Origin of the sequence: Luteolibacter sp. Y139, from assembly GCF_038066715.1 — a bacterium.
GTDB classification, from domain to species: Bacteria; Verrucomicrobiota; Verrucomicrobiia; order Verrucomicrobiales; family Akkermansiaceae; genus Haloferula; species Haloferula soli.
Genome location: NZ_JBBUKT010000008.1, coordinates 43,491 through 63,036, shown reverse-complemented (window position 1 = coordinate 63,036; position 19,546 = coordinate 43,491). Strand labels below are relative to the sequence as shown.

The following is a 19,546-nucleotide window of genomic DNA, read 5'->3' as shown; positions in this document are numbered from 1 at the left end:
GGCAAACGCTTCTCGTCCCAATCATTTTAGCAATCTGCGGAATCGCGCTGATTTTCAGCGGCGTCCGCATTTGGGTGCGAAAGACCGCGAAATTCGCCGATCCCTTCCTCTGGGGTCCCCTCACCGGCGGCCTCGGCTGCATCGTGGTGAGATCGATGTTTGGTGATGCGGAGATCAAGGGCTTCGCCGCGCGGGTCCTGGCGTCCTTCCAGCTGCTGCTCGGCACCGCCTTCCTCGCGATCCTGATCTCGGACGTCGCCGTGACCTCCCGTTTCCGCAAGGGCGGCCGGGTCGCCATGACCTCCACCCCCGGCCTCGAAATGGCCTACCTCCCCGCGGATGAATCCGGCTCTGCCTCCGGCATCATCCCTCCGCCGCCTCCCGCGCTCCCGGCACCCGCTCCGAAAACCGCGCAGGCATCCGCAGCCGCCCCGGAAGAGGCCCCCGCGATCACCCCGACCTCCGCGGTCGAGCCCGTCGCCGCCCCTCCCGCGTCCCAAGCGACCGCCGCGACCAAGCCCGCTTCCACGCCAGCGCCCGCCACTCACGCCGCGACCCCTTCTTCCACGAAGCCCCAGCAGCCAACCGCGCAAGAGCCAGCCCAGCCCGGCAGCATCACCCGCATGCCGAAGGGCTGGATGCCCGAGGGAATCGAGCTGCGGAAACGCTGAGCTTCAGTTTCTAACCGTAGGCGCATTCGTGAGAATGCGGAGTGGTCCCGAGCAGCCCGCCTCGCCCACAGCTTCCGCGGTGTCACCACCGCGCCTACGCCTGATCTCCTTCCCTGCCTTCTCTCCCGCCTTGCCCCTCACCGCACGCTCTGGCAACCATGAGCTGCTCCACATGCTTCCCCGTCCCCTGCTCCTCATCGGCTGCTTCATCCTCGCTATGTTCGCGGGCTGGATGGTGCGCCAAGCGAAGGACGAGTCCGCCAAGGCAACAGACGGGAGTTCCGCATCAGCCGCCCCATCTATGCCCCCGATGCCCGAGGGCATGGACGACCTCGCCACCCGTATCTGGCTCGCCGATCATCTAACTGATTCTAACAGCACCCAGCTCGCAGACATCGCCACCCGCCTCACGAAAGTCCCCGAACTCGATGACAAGGCATGGCACGGCCTCTTCTCCTGCTGGTTCGAGAAAGACCCATCTGCCGCATGGGCCTTCGCCTCCACCGAAGGCGCACAACGCAACATCGCCCTGGAGGAATGGGCCGCGTTTGATACCACCGCAGCACGTGCCGCACTGGCATCTCCCTCGGCCACCGAGTGGACGGCGCTGGTGAACGGAGCGCTCCAAAAGGACATGGCAAAGGCATTTCTTTTCTTGGAAGAAGCACTCGCCGCCGGAGCCACAGTCGATGTCATCACCGCCGGTCATTTCCAGAACGAAACAAACCGCTTCGCTGAATTCGCCAGTCAGGATCCTGATGCTGCCGAAGCGTGGCTGAAGCGATTCGGCCTCTATGCCCTGCGGGGTCAATTGCTCTGGGGCCGCTGGATGTATGATCCCGCCTCCGTGCAGAAATGGTTGGCCGCTCAAGAGAATCCGGCGGGCTGCTTGGACGGCCTCTCCCATTTCATCCAAGGCCATCACGAGCACTACCGGCCAGCCCTGATGGACCTCATCGCGGACGCCTATCCCGTCGGCAATGCCCGGAACAGCTCGATCCAGCTCATCTTGGAAAGCCTCGCCTTCCACGATCCCGACTTCGCCGCCAAGGAAGCGGCCCGTGTCATTCCCGATGCAACGATGCGTGCCGAATCCCTCGGCAGGATCGCCTCCGTCGCGGCCTTCACCGATTTCACCAAGGCATGGGCCATCCTCGGAGCCGTCGATCCCGCGACCGAGAAAAAAGGCCTCCAGCGCTTGATCCTCCCCCATCTGGAAGTCCGGCCCGGGTCAGAAACAGGCGATCCCCACGCTCTGAGCAACTACTCGGACGCGATCAGGAACTTCGAGTTCCTGTCCCCTGCCGGCATCAAGTCCCAGTTGCTCGCAGGCCTCATGGACACCGATGCCGCGGAGGCGATCCACCACCTCGATATCATCCCCGCCCGGAACTTCTGGCACTCCGGCCGGGGGGCCTTCGAGTCATGGGCGGGCCAGGACCCCGATACCGCCATTCCATGGCTTGCCCGCAAGCTTGGCCACGCAGATGACATCGTTGAAGCCGTCTCCTTGCTTCCCCGGGACTGGCCCGACACCGAGGCCCTGCCGGACCTGATCGCGACCTTGCCCGAAGGATCGGTGCGGGATGTCCTAGTCGGCCGGGCGGTCGAAAAACTCGTCAAAACCGATCCTCTCGCCGCGCTCGATTATGCCCGCTCTGCCAGTCAGTCGGCAGAACCGGTTACGGACATCTACCACAATTGGGCAAGCGCCGATTCGCAGGCAGCCCTCATGCATCTCGCCACCGATGCGTCGGCAACCCCTGCCGATTGGGAAGCGGTCTGCGGAAAGGCATTCTCGGATGACCCGGGCGCGACCGCCGAAGCCATCGCGGTCCAAGCGGAGGGGTCCGCCCGCGAGGCAGCGATCCGTTCGATCGTCACGGCCACCGCCGATACCGATCCGCTGCAAGCCGCCCCATGGGCAGCCGCGCTTCACGATCCGGACATGCGTCGCCACTCACTGGAAACCGTCTTCAACGCGCTCGGCATGGACCTGCGGCTTGCACACGATCCGAAGACACTCGAGTCCTTGCAAGAAATCGTGGCCACCCTGCCTCCCGGAGAACAGGAGCACTGGCAGGAACGCATCAACCGGGAGTTCGCCACGCCATGAAACCTTGGAGCATGCTCGCCGTCGCAGTAGCGGGTTTCGCCGCAGGATCGTGGCTGCCCTCGAAGTCCTCCGCATCGGCATCGCCCCCGGTCGCAGTCGCGGTCGAGGCCCATCGCGAAACACGCCGCCAGCAGCGCATGAATGCGCTGGCGGACACTGTCTTGGAGAAGAGCGAACGGTGGGAACACAAGAAGCAGGCGATGCCGCTCGCCGGATTACTGACCACGTTCGGGCGCAGCTATACGGACGATGATGCCGCCCGCATCGCGGCGACCGACCCGGTGGCAGCCTTGGACCAACTCCTCATCAATCCCGTCTCGAGTGGCAGTTTTTGCAACCTGGTCGCCGCTGCCTGGGCGGACGCCAAGCCAGCCGAAGCGATCCGCTATTTCCTCTCCAAGTCGAACTACCGCGCGAATGACTGCCTCTGCGAAGCCCTGAAGCATGGCGAGCAGGCCGAGCCGGAGCTCGTCGCTGAAGTGATCCGCTCGAAGCCGAGGCAATGGCAGCTTCACTACCTGGATCAATTGTTCGGCCAAACGATTCGGGTCAAGAACCCCGAGGCAAGTTCCGGAGCCGGGCCGTCTGACCAAGACGATTGGATCGACAGGCGCTTGGGAGAAAACTTACTCGAATGCCTCAGCGACGACGGCCTGCGGAACAAGGTTCACGAACTTTGGAAATTGTCCGAAAAAGAGGCCGCCTTCATCGCAGATCGAGCCGATCCCGAACCTGAATCCATACCCGACCCCGCCGCTGCATCCCTTGCCAACTATGAGCGGAGCAAGGGCGGGTCGCGATCCACGCTTTTCAAGAGATTGGAGGACCACCCGGAAGAGACTCTCCAGGAAATCGCCCGCGAGGGAAACCTAGAGGCACGGAAGGCCGGGATGGAGCATGTCCTCGGGGAAATCCCTTCCCGCAGTCCGGAAAATTGGGGACCGGCCTTGGAGAAGTTGGGAGCGGAGGTCACTCGTCTCGGCGTCATCCCCGAAGTTCCCACCACCGGCTTTGCCGAAGGTCCCTTCCTCTATGGCCCCGTCGTCGGCGAATGGCTCGACCGCCAACCTCTGGCCCTGCGCCGGTCATGGGCTCCCGCGATCGTGGAAACCTGGGCTCAAAAGAATGCACCGGAAGCAGTCGCATGGGCACAAGCCCTGCCTGAAGAAGCCAGCCGCGATCAGGCCTTCCAAACGGGAATGATCGTGTGGACGCATCAGGACCCATCAGCAGCGATCACCCATGTCGAGGGCCTGCCTGAAGGCGATCTCCGCGAGGCTGCCATTTCAAATGCCGCCGCCACGTGGAACTGCATTGATCCCACCGCCGCGAGAAAGTGGGTGGAAGCCTTGCCAGACAGCCCCGGCAAGCAGCGCGCGCTGGAGCGGTTGAAGTAGTGAGCGCTACTTCCCCTTCGGCGCCAGAAACCTCTCAATCGCCACCGTCACCGGATCACCCGGCTTGCCGCAGTCGGCATTGATGGTCCCGTGGTTCTTCCCCGGAACCGGCACCACCTCGACAGTTCCACCTTTCTCCCGCAACGCCTCGGCCAGCAGCTTCGACTGCCGCGGCGAATCCAACCGACGGGTGGTGTGCAGGATCAGAAACGGCGGCGGCTTCACCGTCACCCGATACACCGGCGAGGCATTGCGTTGCTTCTCCGGATCACTCGTGAAGGCATCGCGATACATCTTCTGCATCACCGAGCCCTCGCGCAGGGAGGGATACTCCAGCGGAATGTCATACCCCGCACCATCCAACAAGACCACGCCCATGATCCCCGCCGGATCGGCACCCGCGGCTTTCAACCTCTCGACATCCACCGCTGCCAAGGCCGCCAGATGCGCACCCGCACTGTGGCCTAACAGATAGATCCGCTGCGGATCGCCGCCGAACTCCGCAGCGTGCCCCTGCACCCACGCGATCGCCTTGCACGCATCCTCCACATGCGCGGGATGCTCCACCGCGGGTGAGAGCCGGTAATTGATCGAGGCCACGTCATAGCCCGCATCTAACAACCACTGCGTCTTCGGCTCGGCGAAGTGTCCGTTCGACTTGTCGCCCACACGCCAGCCGCCACCGTGGATGAGTATAAAGACCGGCCGCGGCTTCTCGCGCTTTTCATCCGGCGTGTGCAGGTCCAGCGTGCGCAGCGGACCGCTCCCCTTCCCCGCATACGGCAGGTCGCGCACCACCTTCGCCGGAGCATGGGTCGCGAGCATCAGAGACAAACAGAACAGGAGCAGCTTCACCATGGGAAAAACCCCCGATTCTCCCAATGGTCGCGCGCTTGCCTGCGGACGCCCGGCCGGATAGACCGGGACACGTGGAAACGAAGAAACCCGCATTCATTCCCAAGTCATGGGAACTCCCTGAATCGATTCGCCGCCGCCTCGGTGACGCCGCCGGCCGCCAGCGCCTCATGGATGAGGACGGCCACCTGCTCCTCATCCTCCACCAACCACCCGAACCCGAGGACGATGAAGTCCGCAAGGCGGTCCTCATCTGGGGCCAGCCAACCGGCGAGTGGAAAAGCTCGCCCGAGGGCGGCGGCCTCGCCGCGCTCGATGCCCACATGGAGAGCTACGCGAAGACCATCCACGCGCTCGATACCGCCGTGGAGGCCGCCAAATCGCCGCGCCAGTACTTCGACATCATGAAGCACGTGAACCCGCTCCTGCGTGCCACGCGAAACATGCTCGCGGTGATGCAAGAAGCGCGCGATGCCCGACCCGATGAACGCCGCCTCATCAACTTCCGCGACCGCGCAGTCGACCTGGATCGAGCCATCGACCTCGTCGCCACCGATGCCAAGGACGGCATGGAATTCGCCCTCGCCGAGAACACCGAGGAACAATCCCGCTTCGCTCATGAAGCCGCCATCGAGGCCCGCAAGCTGAACCGTCTCGTGGCCACCTTCTTCCCGCTGGCAACCTTGGTCGCCATCTTCGGCATGAGTCCTCCCGAAGAAGTCATCAAAGCTCCCGGCTTCTGGCTGGTGCTGGCCGCAGGAATCGTGGTCGGACTGATCGTGCTGGCGCTGACGAGCACGGGAAAGAAGTAGCCACCGGATGTCTACTCGGCTTCTTCCCCGCCCTCCGGGAGTGTGGAAAGAAGTCCGTTCACCTTCTCGAGCAAGTTCGCATCATTCATACGGCTCGCCCAGTCCCGGGAAAGTTCCAGCGCACTCCGTTTGAGCCCCGGATCCGAAATGGATGACGCATACGCCAGTCCCTCTTCGGGATTCCGGCTCATCAGCTTCATCGAGAGCCTTCCTGCGCCGGCATCATAGAACTCACCGGCGGGCAGGGAACTCACCCACTCGGCAGCTTGCCGCGAGTTGTTGGGCACCCAGTTAGTGACTAGCAACTCCACCTGCTGCACGAGCTCTTTCGCCGGTTGATTGTCGCCACCGGCAAGCTGCCCGATCTGCCCCTTCAAGAAGACAGCACAAGCTGCCGGATTCTCCTGCGACCAACCAGCGACCACAGCCCGGGAGGTCTCGGCACGCTGCCCCTCATCGAGCTGGGTCGCCTTGGCAAGGATACCCGCGAAGTCCGTATCCTTGCCGGCTTCCGCCAAGGTCGAGTACACATCCTTGTTTCGGGCCAGCCCTTGCTCGACCAGAGTCCAAAACTTCCGGACGTCCTCTGCCGAGATATTGCCCGATCGTGCCCGGGATTGAAGATAGCCAGCTACAATCGCGTCCCTGAGCTTCGAGTCTGGATATCCCTGCAGGAGCTTCCCCACGTCATACTGCCCCCAGGACGAAACACCGTAACCTGCTGCCCTGGCCAGCTTCAGGTTGTCCGGATTGGCCTCCTTGGCCAAGATCAACTCGAGGCCCTTGGGGAGGTCGCCGAGTAAAATGTCCATCGCACACATTTGGATCCCGTAGACGACCGCATTGTCAGAACCGTGCGCCATCAGCTCCTCAAGGAATCTCAAGGCGTCCTCGCCTCGCAGCGAGCTCTTGGCTTCATCAATGAGAGTGAATTGGGCCTGTTCCAGCTCGCGTCCTGTCAGGCGTTCGCGGAGACCGCTGAACTCGGCCAGAATCGCATCCACTGACTTGCGTTTCTGCGGCGCTTTATCCGAGCGCTCGACTCGCTTTGGCGGATTGCGGTCACGATCCTCGCTGGCGAATTGAACTTGATGCTCCGCTTTCGAGGAAGCCAACCGCACGGAGGCCTGAGCGGCTCGCTCCCGCTTGGAGCCGAAGATGACACCCGCCCAAAAGATCGAGAACACAGCAGCGCCCAGCGCACCCCCTTTTAACCAAGGTGCCAGAGGCTTCCGGATCGATCCTTCCATCCCGGTGAAACAAGCAGGATCCGGCCACGCTGACAAGAATGCCGCGCGCCTAGCGACCCGACTTCGATTTCACCCGCCAAGCCCACGCAAAGAACAGCGCGATCCCCACCGCGATCACCGGCAGCTGCCATAGCAGCGCCTGACGGAAGGCATCGTCCCCATGCACCTCCCGCATCTTCGCCAAGAGCAGCGAGAACCCCAGCGACACCGAGCCGTAGCCGACATTGAATGCCAGCCCGCGCACGCTCAGCAAGGTCGCTCGCTGCGATGAGTCCGCACAGCCATGCAGATGCCGGCTCACGGTGAACCCCACCAAGCCTAACAAAGTCATCAGCATCATCGACGGCAGGATGCCAAACCACGGCCATGCCGGTGCCAACAGCGCCAGCGCCAACACCGCGAGCGCCCCCGCAATTCCCAGCACCCCCAGCGGCGAGAAGCGCGCATTCAGCTTCCGCGCGATCTCCGGCACGAAGAAATTCGTCAACCCCGTCGCCGCCCCGATGAACCCGAACGCCCACTCCGGAATCCCGATCAGCCGGAAGTATTCGCTGTTCACCGTCGCGAAGTTCCGCGCCACCGAATCGATCAGAAGCCCACCCACGATCACCACCGCGATCGACCTCGTCGTGAATGCCATCTTCGCCGTCTGCATCGTCAACCGGAATGCCGTCCGACAGCGCTCGCCCGTTGTCCCCTCCTCATGCCGCGGCGTTTCCTCCAGCCGCGATGTGATGATCACACACGCGATGCCTTGGCAAAACACCACCGCCGCCGGCAAGCGATGCGCGATCTCCACCGGAATGTGAATACCGAGCTTCGCCAGCCACACCGGATCATACAGCAGGCCACCGAGCGCCATCGCGATCAGGAAACCCGCAGCACGCCAGCGCATCGCCGCGGACAGCACTTCATCCCACGCCTGGTCGCGGCCTTCTTCAGGCAGCGCATCATACGCGATCGCCTCATCCGCCCCGCTCGCCGCCGCTTCGGACGTGCCGGAGAGCAAGCGATTCAGAATGCACAGCGCGAACAACAGCGTCCCGCCATTCTTCGGCGCGAACAGCAGGATCGTCATCTCGATCACCATCAGCACCGAGGCGAAGACCATCAGCTTCTTCCGCCCCAGCGTGTCCGCCAGCGCGCCCGATGGCACCTCCAGCGTGAAAATCGCCAGCGCCCACATCAGGTTCAGGAAGACGAAGCGCTCCAGCGTCAGCCCCAGATCCACGAAAAACACCGCCAGCACGGGATAATACGCCCGCGCATTGTAGAGCACCGTGAAAAGCACATAAAGCCGCGCATTCCGGTGGGCAAACGGCCCGGTGCGGTGGAGAAGCGAGGACACGTGTTAGCTGTGAGGCATGCGGGCCTAGCGCGCCAAGGGGAAACTCCGCGCTCCGCTTCACGAATCGACAAGATCGTCACATTCCGCTCCAATTCAACAATCTACACCCACACACAGAGCCAACCCGTCATTAGCGGAAAAATCTTGCGGCCAGCCTCGCTTTACTCTCGTGCCCCGGGCGTTTACCGGGGTTCTTTCATGACCGAAGACGAGCGTTCGCAGGAAAGCGACGGCTCCCGCGAGCGGGGCATCGCCGCCCATATCTTCACCACTTCCTCGGTGATGGTGGGCCTGTGCCTGACCATCATCAGCGTGGTCCGCTCGTTTCCGAAGACCGGCCAGCTCAAGACCATCGTGGATGACCTGATCGCCGTCGGTGCCATGGTCTTCCTGGTCGCCTGCTTTCTCAGCTACGCCGTGTTACGGGCACGACACTCACGGCGGATGCACCGCATCGAGTCACTTGCGGATGGTGTTTTCTTGTTAGGCCTGACCATTCTTGCCGTTGCCTGCGGCTTGTTCGTGTGGACCATCCTTTGAACCATTTTTCATGAAGGGGAAACCAAAGTCGAAATGGCGTCGCGTGCTCTGGCTGCTGCTGGCAGTCGTGGTCGCGCTGCTGGTGAAGTTCATCCTGCACCTGCTGCTGCCGCGGAATGTCGCCGCTAGCGGTGAAATGCTGCACCTGAACCTCGCAGGCGGGCCCTTCGATGTCCCGTGCTTCACCAATGGCCAGCCCCCGATCGGCATCGTCATCGTCGGCACCGGCGACGGCGGCTGGTCGTATTGGGAGGAAAACACCGCCAAGCACCTGATGGAGAAGGGCTATGCGGTCGGCGGCTGGGATTGCCGGAAATTCGCCGATACCCGCAAATACGGCCAGAAGGAGCTCGAGGAAGGCTTCAATGCCGCCGTGGCAGCCGTGATCAAGCGCACCCACTCGGATGACGATATCCCGGTCTGGTATGGCGGCTGGTCCACCGGCGCGGAGCAATCCGTGGCCGCCGCCACCTCTCCCGACCGGCCGGAAAACCTCGTCGGCCTGCTCCTCGCCGCACCCGGCACCCACGCCCGCTACGGCATCACCACCGGGGACCTGCTAGGTGCCGACCCCAGCGGTCCCGATACCTTCGCCCTGGAAGACATGGCCAAGAAGCTCTCCGGCGTGGCCGTCGCCCAATTCGCCGCCGGACTGGATCCGATGGATGACACGGACTGGATTGAGAGGATCTCCGTTCCCCACCGTATCTTCAAGCTTCCAGGAAAGCCTCATGATATGGGTGGCGCTGGACCGGATTTTCAAGCCAAGCTGGACGAAGCCATCGCATGGACCCTCGAGACCCGTCGCTGACTCACGAGCTGGATCTGACTGAAGCCGCAACGCCTCCCGTCTGGAAGGCGCGGCTGACCCGTCTCGGCGCGGTCCTGTGGGTGGCCGTCTGCGCGTGGGCGCTCTACGGCCTGCACAAGGAGTGGTCCGGCTTTCACCTCACGGATCTGGATGATGCTCTGGCACGCATCGGCCCGCAGCATCTGGCGATGGCGCTCGGCTTCACTGCCCTGAGCTATGCGGCAAATGCGGGGCTGACACTCATCGCGGAGCGTTGGCTCGGTCATCCGCTGCGTCACCCGTGGCGGGATGCGTGGATCTCGTATCTCTCCAGCGCCTTCAGCATGAATGCCGGCGGCACCGTGCTCGGCGGCGGCAGCATCCGCATGCGCTTCGCGGCATCGCAGGAGCTGAGCGTCTCCCAGGTCGGGAAGATCATGATGTTCGGCGGCCTCGCCGGTTGGGCGGGTCATATTTTCCTGTGCGGCGTGCTGCTCACCTTCGCCTCCCCGCCGCTCGACTGGCTGCCGGCCAGCGCCGCAAAGGGCATCGGCGTGGTATTGATGGCCGTGCCGCTCATCGCGGTTCTCGGTGGCCTGTTTTGGGGCAGGCCTGCGCAGCCCCCCCCGCCCGCCGAGCCCACTGACGAAGACCATTCTCATCCTGTCGAAGACATCCGCGCCTCGCGGCTGCGCTGGCCATCGCCCCCGCTGGCGCTGCTCACCCTGGCGATCTCGGTCATCGATTGGCTGGGCGCGGGGCTCGCGATGTGGTCGCTGTTTCCCGGCAGCATGCCGATGGACGCGGCGTCCTTCGTCGCGATCGTGGTCATCGCCCAGGCCGTCGCCGCCTTCACCCACGTCCCGGGCGGTGTGGGCGTGCTGGAGCTGACCATCACGAAGGCGCTCGGGGCAGCCATCGCCGCACCGGTGCTGGCCGGTGCGCTGGTCACCTATCGCCTGCTCTACTACCTGCTGCCCTTCTTCATCGCGATCCTGATGCTCGGCATCCGCGAGATGCGGCTGCGGCAGACGGCCATTCAAAAGGGCGGCAAGCTGGTGATCCGCGGCTGGAGCCTCGTCGCACCACGGCTCGCTTCCCTGATGGCACTGGGCGGCGGCTTCATGCTGCTGCTTTCCGCGAATACCCCGATGGAGCCGGCACGTCGTGAAGGCATGGCCGATTGGGTGCCGCTGCCCTTCGTGGAAGGATCGCACCTGATGTCGAGTCTCGCGGGCGCCCTGCTGATTCTGTTAGCCCGTGGCCTGCAGCGCCGCGTGCAGGCCGCATGGTGGCTCACCGTCGTCCTGATGTCGGCGGCGATCCCGTTCTCTTTGGTGAAGGGCTTGGATTGGGAAGAGGCCGTGCTGCTCACGGTGATGCTTTCCTTCCTCGTTCCCTTCCGCAGCTACTTCCACCGCCAGGCCCCGCTGTGGACTCAGCGCTTCACCTTTGGCTGGTGGCTCATGCTGCTGTCGCTGGTCGGCGTCGCGGTATGGCTGGGCTTCTTTTCCGCACGCCATGTCCCCTACGACCGTCACCTGTGGTGGCAGTTCACCATGGATGGCGATGTCCCCCGCTTCATGCGTGCCGCCGTCGGAGCGGGCTGTGTCTTCATCCTCATCGCCATCGCGCAGGCCCTGCGTCCCGGACGCCCGCGCAATATCGAGCCCACCGATCCGGAAACGGTCGAGCGGCTGGTGCATGAAAGCAATCACACCTACGCCGCCCTCGCCTACCTCGACGACAAGGAGTTCACCGTCTCCCGTCATGGCCGCAGCGCCCTGATGCATGCCGACCAGGGCCGCAGCCGCATCGTCATGGGCGACCCGCTCGGCGATTCCGAAGCCGCGGATGACCTGCTGTGGCGGTTCGTCGAACAAGCGCAGAACGAAGGCCGGCGTCCCGTCTTCTATCAGATCTCCGTTTCCGAGATGCCGCGCCTGGTGGACATGGGCTTCAAGCTCTTCAAGCTCGGCGAGGAAGCACGCGTGCCACTCGGCGACTTCACCCTTGAGGGCGGCACTGGCAAGAAACTGCGCAAGGCCCGCGGCCGCTTCCAGCGCGACGGCCTCACCTTTGAAATGTGGCCTCAGGCCAAGGTCGCCGAAGAACTCTCCACCCTGCGCGCGATCTCGGATGCATGGCTCGGCGAGCACAAGGCCGGCGAGAAAGGCTTCTCGCTCGGACGCTTCGATGACGACTACGTGAAGCGCTTCTCCTGCGCCGTCGTCCGCGACGCATCGGGCAAGGTCATCGCCTTCACCAATATCTGGGAGACCACCGACAAGGCGGAACTTTCCGTCGACCTCATGCGCTCGCTGCCAGAGGGACAGGGTGTCATGGAAGCCGTCTTCATCGAGCTGATGCTGTGGGGCCGCGAGCAGGGCTACCAACACTTCAACCTCGGCATGGCTCCCCTGTCCGGCCTCTCCACCCACGCGCTCGCACCGCTGTGGCACCGGATGGCCGCGCGCATTTTCCACCGCGGCGAAAGCTTCTACAACTTCCAGGGCCTGCGCTCCTTCAAGGACAAGTTCGATCCCGAGTGGCTGCCGCGCTACATCGCCGTGCCCAGCGCCTGGTCCCTGCCCCCGGCCCTGCTTGATGCCACCGCTCTCATCGGTGGCGGCCTGCGCAAGACCCTGTCCAAGACCTGATTCTAACAGATTCATGACCGACTCCTCCGCCACACGCACCTGTGCCATATCCGGAAAGACGGTCCCAGCGAGCGACTGCATCCCCTGCGCCTCGCTCCGCCCCTCGCTGCTGGCATTCATCCGCAAGAAGCATCCCCACCTCGGCATGGGCGAGTGCATCGCCCGGGACATCCTTCCGGAACTGAAAGCCGCCTTCGTCGAGGAAGCACTTAGCGAGGAGATCGGCGAGATCACCGACCTCGAGCGCAACGTCATCGACAGTCTCCGCGAGCACGAGATCATCTCCGAGCGTCCGGACGATGCCGAGGAACTTGAGAAGCGCACCTTCGGCGATGTCCTGGCCGACCGCATCGCCAGCTTCGGTGGCAGCTGGAAGTTCATCATCATCTTCGGCACCTTCATCTTCGGCTGGATTCTGCTGAACGTGGCGATCATGATCGCCAAGCCGCCGGACCCCTATCCCTTCATCCTGCTGAACCTGCTGCTCTCCTGCCTCGCCGCCTTCCAGGCGCCGGTCATCATGATGAGCCAGAACCGCGGCGAAGCGCGCGACCGCCGCCGCGCCGAGCAGGACTATCAGATCAATCTCAAGGCCGAGCTCGAGATCCGTCACCTCCACGAAAAGCTCGATCACCTGCTCCACCACCACGGCGAGCGCCTTCTGGAAATCCAGAACATCCAGACCGAGCTGCTCCGGCAACTCCTGGAGCGCGGCGGCAATCCACCAAGCTCATCATGAGATTTCCACGGGATCTCTCCGGAATTGATTCCCCGGAGTTGTAGAGTCCGTGCGGATCACGACAATCGACCCCGTGTCCGCTCCTGCACGATGGCGCCATGCAGAGTTCCCGCTTCAGTCCGACGATCTGCGGAAAGCAATCGGTCAGGTCGGAGCCATGATCGAAGCCTTGGAGGAGAAAAAAGGGAGCGAATCCCTGCATGAACTCACGGAGTGTCTCGTGACGCTGGGAATCCTGCTCCGCGATCACGGCCAGCCATTCGAGGCTCTTCCCTATCTCGCGAGGGCCGTTGAAATCGCGAAGCCCTTCGACACCGGAAGCGTCGCCGCGAAGGAGACTCTGGCAGATGCCTTGATGAACCGCGGCATTTGCGATCTAACATTGGCCACACCCGCTCATGTCGCCAGTGCCCTTGAGGCTTTCGACGCCGCGATCGGCATTCGCTCCCGGCTTCCCTTGGAAGGTTACCCCGGCACGCGCTGGGGACTGGCCGCCGCCTACATGAATCGCGGCGATGCCCTGACCCGCTTGCATGGCCCCACCGGGGAAGCCCGGGAAGCTTACGACCTGGCCATTACCGAGCTTGATCACATCGGCCCCGGCGATGGCTTCGACCTCCTCCAGAGAAAGGCACTCGCCTGGACGAATCGCGGGCTCGCAACCGGATCCCCGGATGAAGCGATTGCCTGCTTTTCCCGCGGCATCGACCTCTTGGCAGACAGTAGCTCGGACCGACATCTGCTCACGCGCTGCCATGCGCTGCTCCACCGCGGACTACTACATCTCTCGAAGATCGGCGACACGGCCCTCGCGCAAACGGATGCCAGGGCGCTGATCGCGATCACCCGGGCAAACGAACGCCGCTATCCCGCGATGGCAGAGGTCGGACTTCATGCCCGCCACCTCTTGTGCCGCGCACTGGTCAAGTCACTCGAAGATGGCACCCCGGCGGAAAACGGCGATTGGATCGCCGAGGCGAGCGACACGGTCGAGGATGCGCTCTCGCTGGAGAGATACTGGGCAGCCCGTGACATCCGCGCTTTCCGGACCATCGCGTTCGAATTGTTTGTCCTCGGCCTGAGGATCTACCGCGTTTGCCAACCCCACTTCCTTTCGGAATTCATCCTGGAATCGCTTGATCCTGCGACAACACCCGGAGCACCCCGGGATGATCCGCGCTTTCTCGAAGCCGCAGCCGTGGCGATCAAGCAAGGACTCGATGACGCCCTCGTGCGCGGTGCGTCTTCCACCTTGCAGCCTGAGGATCATGCGAAGGAACTCGCCATCATCGACGCGTTGAAAGCCGCCGACCTGCGACTCTCCCGGCTACAGAAAAGCGGACAAGGATGAGTCTCCTTGTCCGCTTCGCAGCTACAGCCGGTTACCCTTAGAAAGAGAAGTTCGTGCTCAGCATGAAGGAGATTGGCTGACCCATGTTCACGCGTCCGCCGGTCGCCGTGGCCGGATTGCCAACGGCACCACCACCTTGGCCACCACCGCCACCGGAGCTGGCGACGTATTCGCGATCGAGGAGGTTATAGACGTTGAGGCGGACATTGATGTTCTCGTTCACGTCGTACTGCACCATGCCGTCGAGCACGGCATAGGCTGCCGTATCGATGAGGTTGCTGGTGCTGGTGTAGGTGCGCCCCTGATAGCGGATGCCACCGCCGACCGTAAAGCCCTTGGGCAGCTTGTAGGTGCTCCAGACAGTGCCGGAGAATTTCGGCGTGCGGGTAAGGCGATTGCCATCGATCGGGATCGCCGGAGTGCCAGTGGTTGCTCCGGGTTGATCAAGCGTCGCGTCCAGATAGGTGGCATTCGCGAAGACATTCCAGTTCTCCGTGATCGAGCCCGCCGCTCCGATCGTCGCACCATACACATCCTGCGCCCCGTCCTGCGAGTAGGAGGTCGGGTCGGTGGGATCGTTCTGATAGATAGTGTTCTCGTTCCGGGTGTAGAAGAGCGCACCGGTAAGGCTCAACTTTGCATCCAGGGCATCCCATTTCCCACCCAGCTCGATGTTGGTGGACTCCTGCGGATCGCTATTGATGTTCGCGTTGCTGGTGATCGCTCCGGAACCCGCGTTGGTGGTGTTGTTCAGCGAGAAGTTCGCCGTGCCCGGAGGCGTCACTGTGCGGCCATAGGCCAGATACACCGAGCTGTCCGCAGTTGGCTTGTAGCTGAGCGCCGCCTTGCCGCTGAAGACTTCGTCCGAGGCGCTGAAAGGCCCCGTGACCGCACCCAGTGCACCACCGCTGGTGACCGTGGCGCGGGAGATGTAGTCCGTATCGTAGCTGTCCATGCGGATGCCGCCGCTGAGCATCCAGCGATCGGTGATGTCCACGGTGTCGAACACATAGAGACCCACATTCTCGACCGTGCCCCGCGTGTGGAAGCTGGGGTCAAGCCGCGGCGCGTAGCCCGGCGGATTGATGTAGGGATTCGGAACGTAAGGCGCCGGGAGATCGATCACCGCACCCAGCGACGAAGGAAGATACTGGTAGCCATCCTGCTTCTCGCTCGTGAACTCCAGTCCGCCCACCAGCGCATGCTTGAAGGATCCGGTGTCGAACGCCGCATTCAGCGTCGTCATGTTCGAGAAGATCTCATTCTCGCGGATATCGCTCTGGCGCAGCACCCGGACGGTATTCGGGAAGCCGCTCGTCGGAGTCGTGTGAACGTAGGTCGACGGGAAATACTGGAGGCCGCTGTTGACGTCGTCCCGCTTGGTCGAGTTGATGCGCGTCTGGTTGCGCAACTTCAGGTTCTCGTTGAAATCGTGCTCGATGCGGAAGGTGAAGCTGTCCTGGGTGGTGTCCTCGAAGTCGCCATTGACGTAGCCGTAGAACCACTCGTGATCGATCCCCGGCAATGGCCGGCCGCGATACGCGGGAATCCCGTAGTCAGGGATATTGTTCTGCTCCACGTGCTGGTACTGGAAGATGACCCGCGTGGGGGTTCCGAGGCCGAAGGCAAGCGACGGAGCGATCGCCCAGGTATTCCGCTCCACCTCATCCCGGCCGGCGACACCGCCGAACTGATAGAGTCCATTCAGGCGGAAGGCGCTCCCACCGAGCCAATCGCCTTCCTTGCCGAGACCGAGGTTCTGATTGAGATCGATGGTATTCCGCATCCGGTCGCCGCTTGAGAATGCGGTGGATCCCGCATAGGCATTCCCGATCATCGGCACCTTGGTCTGCATGTTGACGTATCCAGCGGCCGTGCCGCGACCCACGTCCGAACCCGCAGGCCCCAAGAACGCTTCGACGGATTCCAGATTGAAGGTGTCGCGTGAAATCAGGCCGTCATCGCGGACGCCATCGGTGAAGATGCTGTTCGCCGCATCGAATCCACGCAGGGTGAACATGTCGCCCGCGGTGCTGTGGGCACCGCCGTTTTCGCCAGCTTGCATCGTGATGCCCGGCACGTTGCGAAGCACCTCGGAAAGCGTGGTCGCCCCCTGTTCTTGAATCACTTCCTTCGGCACCACCGTCACCGTCTGGGCGACGTCCACCAGCGGCTTGGTGTATTTGGGCGAAGCGATCTTCTCCGGCTTGTAGAGCGATTTATCCCGGTCGGCCTGCACCACAAGATCCGAAAACTCCTCAGGCTTTTTCTCATCCTTCACTGGAGCGCTTTCGACCGCATGGGCGGCAGGAATCTGAGTAAGCGCGAGAAGGGAAGTCATCGCAAACCCCTCGGGCAGGCGGAACGAACGGAGACTGTTTTGTTCTGACGGAAGGCTCATTTGGTGTGCCCGCCGATGTAGCCGCCCAATCATTAGAAAGTGATTAGAATTCGGAAATTAATGAGATTGAATCTCATCATCGAGAGTGGAGCGTTGATTTTCCGAGTCCTAACCAGCTCGATTATTCGGCACACGGCATCATTCGCCGTTCTTCAGCGCGCAGTTCGCTCCCAGCGAACAGCCGGCCTCGGTGGCAAACTACGGCGGCAACAAAAACACGAGTGCCTCGCCAATCGTCCCCCCAAAAAGCGTGAGGGAAAACAGGGGGGCGCCCTCCTCCCCACCCCTGGTTCGGAGGACGCCGCGTGCGCTATCCTGTTAAGCAGCGCACCTGTTCGTTCCTTTCGAATCGGAAGTATCACCGCGAGGATTAGAAAACGGTGAGATTCTCCAACTTTCTCCGTTTTTAAGTGAGCCCTGCGGAAGGGATCGAAGTTGCAATGAATCGCCGGTTCCTTACGATCTTCGCTCGTTAACAATGCGTTGCCTTCTCGTCGAAGACTACCTTCCGCTTCGTGAGAGCATCCGCGAATGCCTCAGGGAAGCGGGCTATGTGGTCGACGACTACGGCTCGGGCGACGAAGGACAGTGGAGCGCTGAGAACCACGAATACGAGGTCATCATTCTGGACATCATGCTCCCCGAGGTGGATGGACTCACCATCCTGCGAAGCCTTCGCAAGCAGCATGACAAGACCCCCGTCATCCTGATCAGCGCGCGTGATGCCGTGGAGCAGCGGGTCGATGGACTGGATGCCGGAGCGGACGACTACCTCGTGAAGCCGTTCGAACTGATCGAGCTGCTTGCCAGGGTCAGGGCCTTGACGCGGCGCCGCTACGATCGCGAGTCACCCACGATCCGCATCGGCGACCTGATCATCGATTCGTTGCGAAAGCGCGCCTTCAGGGCGGAACGTGAGATTTCACTCACGCGCCTCGAATACCGCATCCTCGCTTACCTCGCCCATCGCGAAGGCCAGGTGGTCTCCCGCGCGGAGATCGGCGAGCACGTCTATCAGGATCACGACAGTGGCAATAGCAACAAGGTAGACGTCTACATCAGCTACCTCCGCCGCAAGCTCAATGCCGGTGGCGAGCCGGACCTGATCCAAACCATCCGTGGACTCGGCTACGTGATCTCGGCGGAGACCGCATGAAAAACCCATCCATCCGGGTCAGGCTCATCTTCGGAAGCACCTTGGTGATCGCCGGAGTGCTCCTGTTCTCGAAGGTCACCATGTATCGCGAGATCGAGCGGTCCCTGCGCCAGGAACTCGATGAGCAGCTGCTCCATTCCGCGATCCTGCTCTCGAAATCCGCGGAGCTCGAAGCCGGAGGCGTCATCTACGAATGGGAGGAGGCGCTCCAGTCCACTGCGGGTCTCGGGATCGAAGGCCTGTTCCAATTCTGGAATCTCAAGACCGGCACCACCAGCCGGTCCCCCGATTTGGGAACCGCGGATCTCAAGTTCTTCCACGGTGAAATCAACCAGCCGGTCTATCAGGATCTCCATCTGGCGAATGGCAAGCCGCTGCGCGCGATCGGCTTCCTCCATCTGCCTTTCACCAATGAATACGGCCGCGATGAAATGCGGCGGCGTGGCAATATCCTCGATCCCCGTGACTATCCACAGGTGATCGTCTGTGCCCGGGAGACCACCGGCCTCGAATACCGGCTTGATGAAACGAAGCGGGATCTGCTCTGGAGCGGAGGGCTTACACTCCTTGCCGTGTGGCTGGCGATCCTGTTGATCACCCATTGGACGCTGCGCCCGCTGGACCGGCTGGCATCATCACTTTTGAAGCGATCCACCGAGGTGGCCACTCCCTTGCCCGAGATCCCTCCGGATTTGCCGCGCGAGCTGGTTCCCTTGGCCTCGGCATTCCGGGTCGCCCTGGAGAAGGTCGAAACGGCCCGCGCCCATGAAAAGGACTTCGCCTTCGGCGCGGCGCATCAGCTGCGTACGCCGATCGCGGGCATACACGCCGTTCTCGAGCAAGCGATCTCCCGGCCTCGTGACGCCGAAACCCTCAGCCAGCGGATCCGGCGCGCCTTGGAGGTGACCCGCGACATGCGGGGGACCGTGGAGAGCCTCATGAGCCTCGCGCGGTTGAGAGGCGGCATTGATGATATCGTCCGGCAGCCCTTTGATCCCATCGCCGTCCTCAGGAATCTCATCGGCGAGGAAGAGCGGCATCAAGGCAACCGGCACCTGGGCGTGACCCTGCCGGAGAAACCATTGCTCCTCATCGGGGACGAGCGGCTTTTCAAAGTCCTCGTCTCCATCTTGCTTGAGAATGCATTCCAGCACAGTCCGGATGGCGGACGAATCTGGATCGAGGCCTCACCGGGCCCGGATGGCCTCGTTCTAACGGTAGCGAATGACGCCCGCAGCTTCCATCCGGAGGATGCCGAGCGGATCTTCCGCCCCTTCCAACGGGGACGGAAGACTTCGGTCAATACAGGCGGAGCCGGTCTCGGACTCGCACTGGCACGGGAGATTGCACAACGGCTGGGAGGATCGATTGAGCTCGATTGGAGCGAGGAGAAGTCAGTTCTCACCTTCCGCTTCGAGCTCGCCAACCACCCCTCCGCGTAAGGCCTTGGCTGAGGTCGG

At 62.7% G+C, this 19,546-nt stretch carries 15 protein-coding genes; 11 read left to right on the top strand and 4 right to left on the bottom strand.

Annotated elements, in window-relative coordinates:
- Positions 1-74 precede the first annotated feature (74 nt).
- The 3 genes from WKV53_RS18980 to WKV53_RS18970 all read left to right on the top strand — a co-directional run bounded on the left by WKV53_RS18980 (position 75) and on the right by WKV53_RS18970 (position 4,184).
- The gene (locus WKV53_RS18980; RefSeq protein ID WP_341406363.1) at positions 75-671 is read left to right on the top strand and encodes a hypothetical protein; all 597 of its coding nucleotides are present in this window, start codon (positions 75-77) and stop codon (positions 669-671) included.
- 130 nt (positions 672-801) lie between these two features.
- Positions 802-2,787, top strand: coding sequence for a hypothetical protein (locus WKV53_RS18975; protein WP_341406362.1), 1,986 nt, complete (start codon positions 802-804; stop codon positions 2,785-2,787).
- Entirely contained in the window at positions 2,784-4,184 is a 1,401-nt protein-coding gene (locus tag WKV53_RS18970) for a hypothetical protein (protein ID WP_341406361.1), read from the top strand. The genes WKV53_RS18975 and WKV53_RS18970 overlap by 4 nt, the downstream gene beginning before the upstream one ends.
- A gap of 6 nt (positions 4,185-4,190) precedes the next feature.
- Here WKV53_RS18970 and WKV53_RS18965 read toward each other — a convergent pair whose 3' ends face one another.
- Entirely contained in the window at positions 4,191-5,042 is an 852-nt protein-coding gene (locus WKV53_RS18965) for an alpha/beta hydrolase (protein ID WP_341406360.1), read from the bottom strand.
- A gap of 71 nt (positions 5,043-5,113) precedes the next feature.
- Between WKV53_RS18965 and WKV53_RS18960 the strand changes: the two genes are divergently transcribed.
- The gene (locus WKV53_RS18960) at positions 5,114-5,851 is read left to right on the top strand and encodes a hypothetical protein (RefSeq protein WP_341406359.1); all 738 of its coding nucleotides are present in this window, start codon (positions 5,114-5,116) and stop codon (positions 5,849-5,851) included.
- Positions 5,852-5,862: 11 nt separating this feature from the next.
- On the opposite strand, the gene WKV53_RS18955 is transcribed toward WKV53_RS18960, so the two are convergent.
- Positions 5,863-7,038 (bottom strand): hypothetical protein, encoded by a 1,176-nt coding sequence (locus tag WKV53_RS18955; RefSeq protein ID WP_341406358.1) that lies wholly within the window; start codon positions 7,036-7,038, stop codon positions 5,863-5,865.
- 112 nt (positions 7,039-7,150) lie between these two features.
- The gene (locus WKV53_RS18950) at positions 7,151-8,449 is read right to left on the bottom strand and encodes an MFS transporter (protein ID WP_341406357.1); all 1,299 of its coding nucleotides are present in this window, start codon (positions 8,447-8,449) and stop codon (positions 7,151-7,153) included.
- A 198-nt stretch (positions 8,450-8,647) separates the two neighbouring features.
- Here WKV53_RS18950 and WKV53_RS18945 point away from each other — a divergent pair, with 198 nt between their 5' ends.
- The 5 genes from WKV53_RS18945 to WKV53_RS18925 all read left to right on the top strand — a co-directional run bounded on the left by WKV53_RS18945 (position 8,648) and on the right by WKV53_RS18925 (position 14,529).
- The gene (locus tag WKV53_RS18945) at positions 8,648-8,989 is read left to right on the top strand and encodes a hypothetical protein (protein ID WP_341406356.1); all 342 of its coding nucleotides are present in this window, start codon (positions 8,648-8,650) and stop codon (positions 8,987-8,989) included.
- Between the two features lie 10 nt (positions 8,990-8,999).
- Positions 9,000-9,800, top strand: coding sequence for an AcvB/VirJ family lysyl-phosphatidylglycerol hydrolase (locus WKV53_RS18940; RefSeq protein ID WP_341406355.1), 801 nt, complete (start codon positions 9,000-9,002; stop codon positions 9,798-9,800).
- Positions 9,776-12,439, top strand: a complete 2,664-nt coding sequence (gene mprF / locus WKV53_RS18935) for a bifunctional lysylphosphatidylglycerol flippase/synthetase MprF (RefSeq protein ID WP_341406354.1) — start codon at positions 9,776-9,778, stop codon at positions 12,437-12,439. The genes WKV53_RS18940 and mprF overlap by 25 nt, the downstream gene beginning before the upstream one ends.
- Positions 12,440-12,452: 13 nt before the next feature.
- Entirely contained in the window at positions 12,453-13,178 is a 726-nt protein-coding gene (locus WKV53_RS18930) for a DUF1003 domain-containing protein (RefSeq protein WP_341406353.1), read from the top strand.
- 157 nt (positions 13,179-13,335) lie between these two features.
- Positions 13,336-14,529 carry a tetratricopeptide repeat protein gene (locus tag WKV53_RS18925; RefSeq protein ID WP_341406352.1) on the top strand — a complete coding sequence of 398 codons (1,194 nt, stop codon included), beginning with the start codon at positions 13,336-13,338 and terminating at the stop codon, positions 14,527-14,529.
- Positions 14,530-14,566: 37 nt separating this feature from the next.
- Here the strand turns inward: WKV53_RS18925 and WKV53_RS18920 are convergent, their stop codons facing one another.
- On the bottom strand, positions 14,567-16,870 hold the full coding sequence (locus WKV53_RS18920) for a TonB-dependent siderophore receptor (protein WP_341406351.1): 2,304 nt from the start codon (positions 16,868-16,870) through the stop codon (positions 14,567-14,569).
- A gap of 538 nt (positions 16,871-17,408) precedes the next feature.
- Here WKV53_RS18920 and WKV53_RS18915 point away from each other — a divergent pair.
- The gene (locus WKV53_RS18915) at positions 17,409-18,086 is read left to right on the top strand and encodes a response regulator transcription factor (protein WP_341406350.1); all 678 of its coding nucleotides are present in this window, start codon (positions 17,409-17,411) and stop codon (positions 18,084-18,086) included.
- Positions 18,083-19,528 (top strand): sensor histidine kinase, encoded by a 1,446-nt coding sequence (locus WKV53_RS18910; RefSeq protein ID WP_341406349.1) that lies wholly within the window; start codon positions 18,083-18,085, stop codon positions 19,526-19,528. The genes WKV53_RS18915 and WKV53_RS18910 overlap by 4 nt, the downstream gene beginning before the upstream one ends.
- Positions 19,529-19,546: the final 18 nt, after the last annotated feature.

Coding starts and splice junctions, on each gene's coding strand:
- mprF (WP_341406354.1), top strand. CDS start 9,776: ATGGACCCTCGAGACCCGTCGCTGACTCACGAGCTGGATCTGACTGAA.
- WKV53_RS18970 (WP_341406361.1), top strand. CDS start 2,784: ATGAAACCTTGGAGCATGCTCGCCGTCGCAGTAGCGGGTTTCGCCGCA.
- WKV53_RS18925 (WP_341406352.1), top strand. CDS start 13,336: ATGATCGAAGCCTTGGAGGAGAAAAAAGGGAGCGAATCCCTGCATGAA.
- WKV53_RS18930 (WP_341406353.1), top strand. CDS start 12,453: ATGACCGACTCCTCCGCCACACGCACCTGTGCCATATCCGGAAAGACG.
- WKV53_RS18910 (WP_341406349.1), top strand. CDS start 18,083: ATGAAAAACCCATCCATCCGGGTCAGGCTCATCTTCGGAAGCACCTTG.
- WKV53_RS18945 (WP_341406356.1), top strand. CDS start 8,648: ATGACCGAAGACGAGCGTTCGCAGGAAAGCGACGGCTCCCGCGAGCGG.
- WKV53_RS18920 (WP_341406351.1), bottom strand. CDS start 16,870: ATGACTTCCCTTCTCGCGCTTACTCAGATTCCTGCCGCCCATGCGGTC.
- WKV53_RS18915 (WP_341406350.1), top strand. CDS start 17,409: ATGCGTTGCCTTCTCGTCGAAGACTACCTTCCGCTTCGTGAGAGCATC.
- WKV53_RS18940 (WP_341406355.1), top strand. CDS start 9,000: ATGAAGGGGAAACCAAAGTCGAAATGGCGTCGCGTGCTCTGGCTGCTG.
- WKV53_RS18965 (WP_341406360.1), bottom strand. CDS start 5,042: ATGGTGAAGCTGCTCCTGTTCTGTTTGTCTCTGATGCTCGCGACCCAT.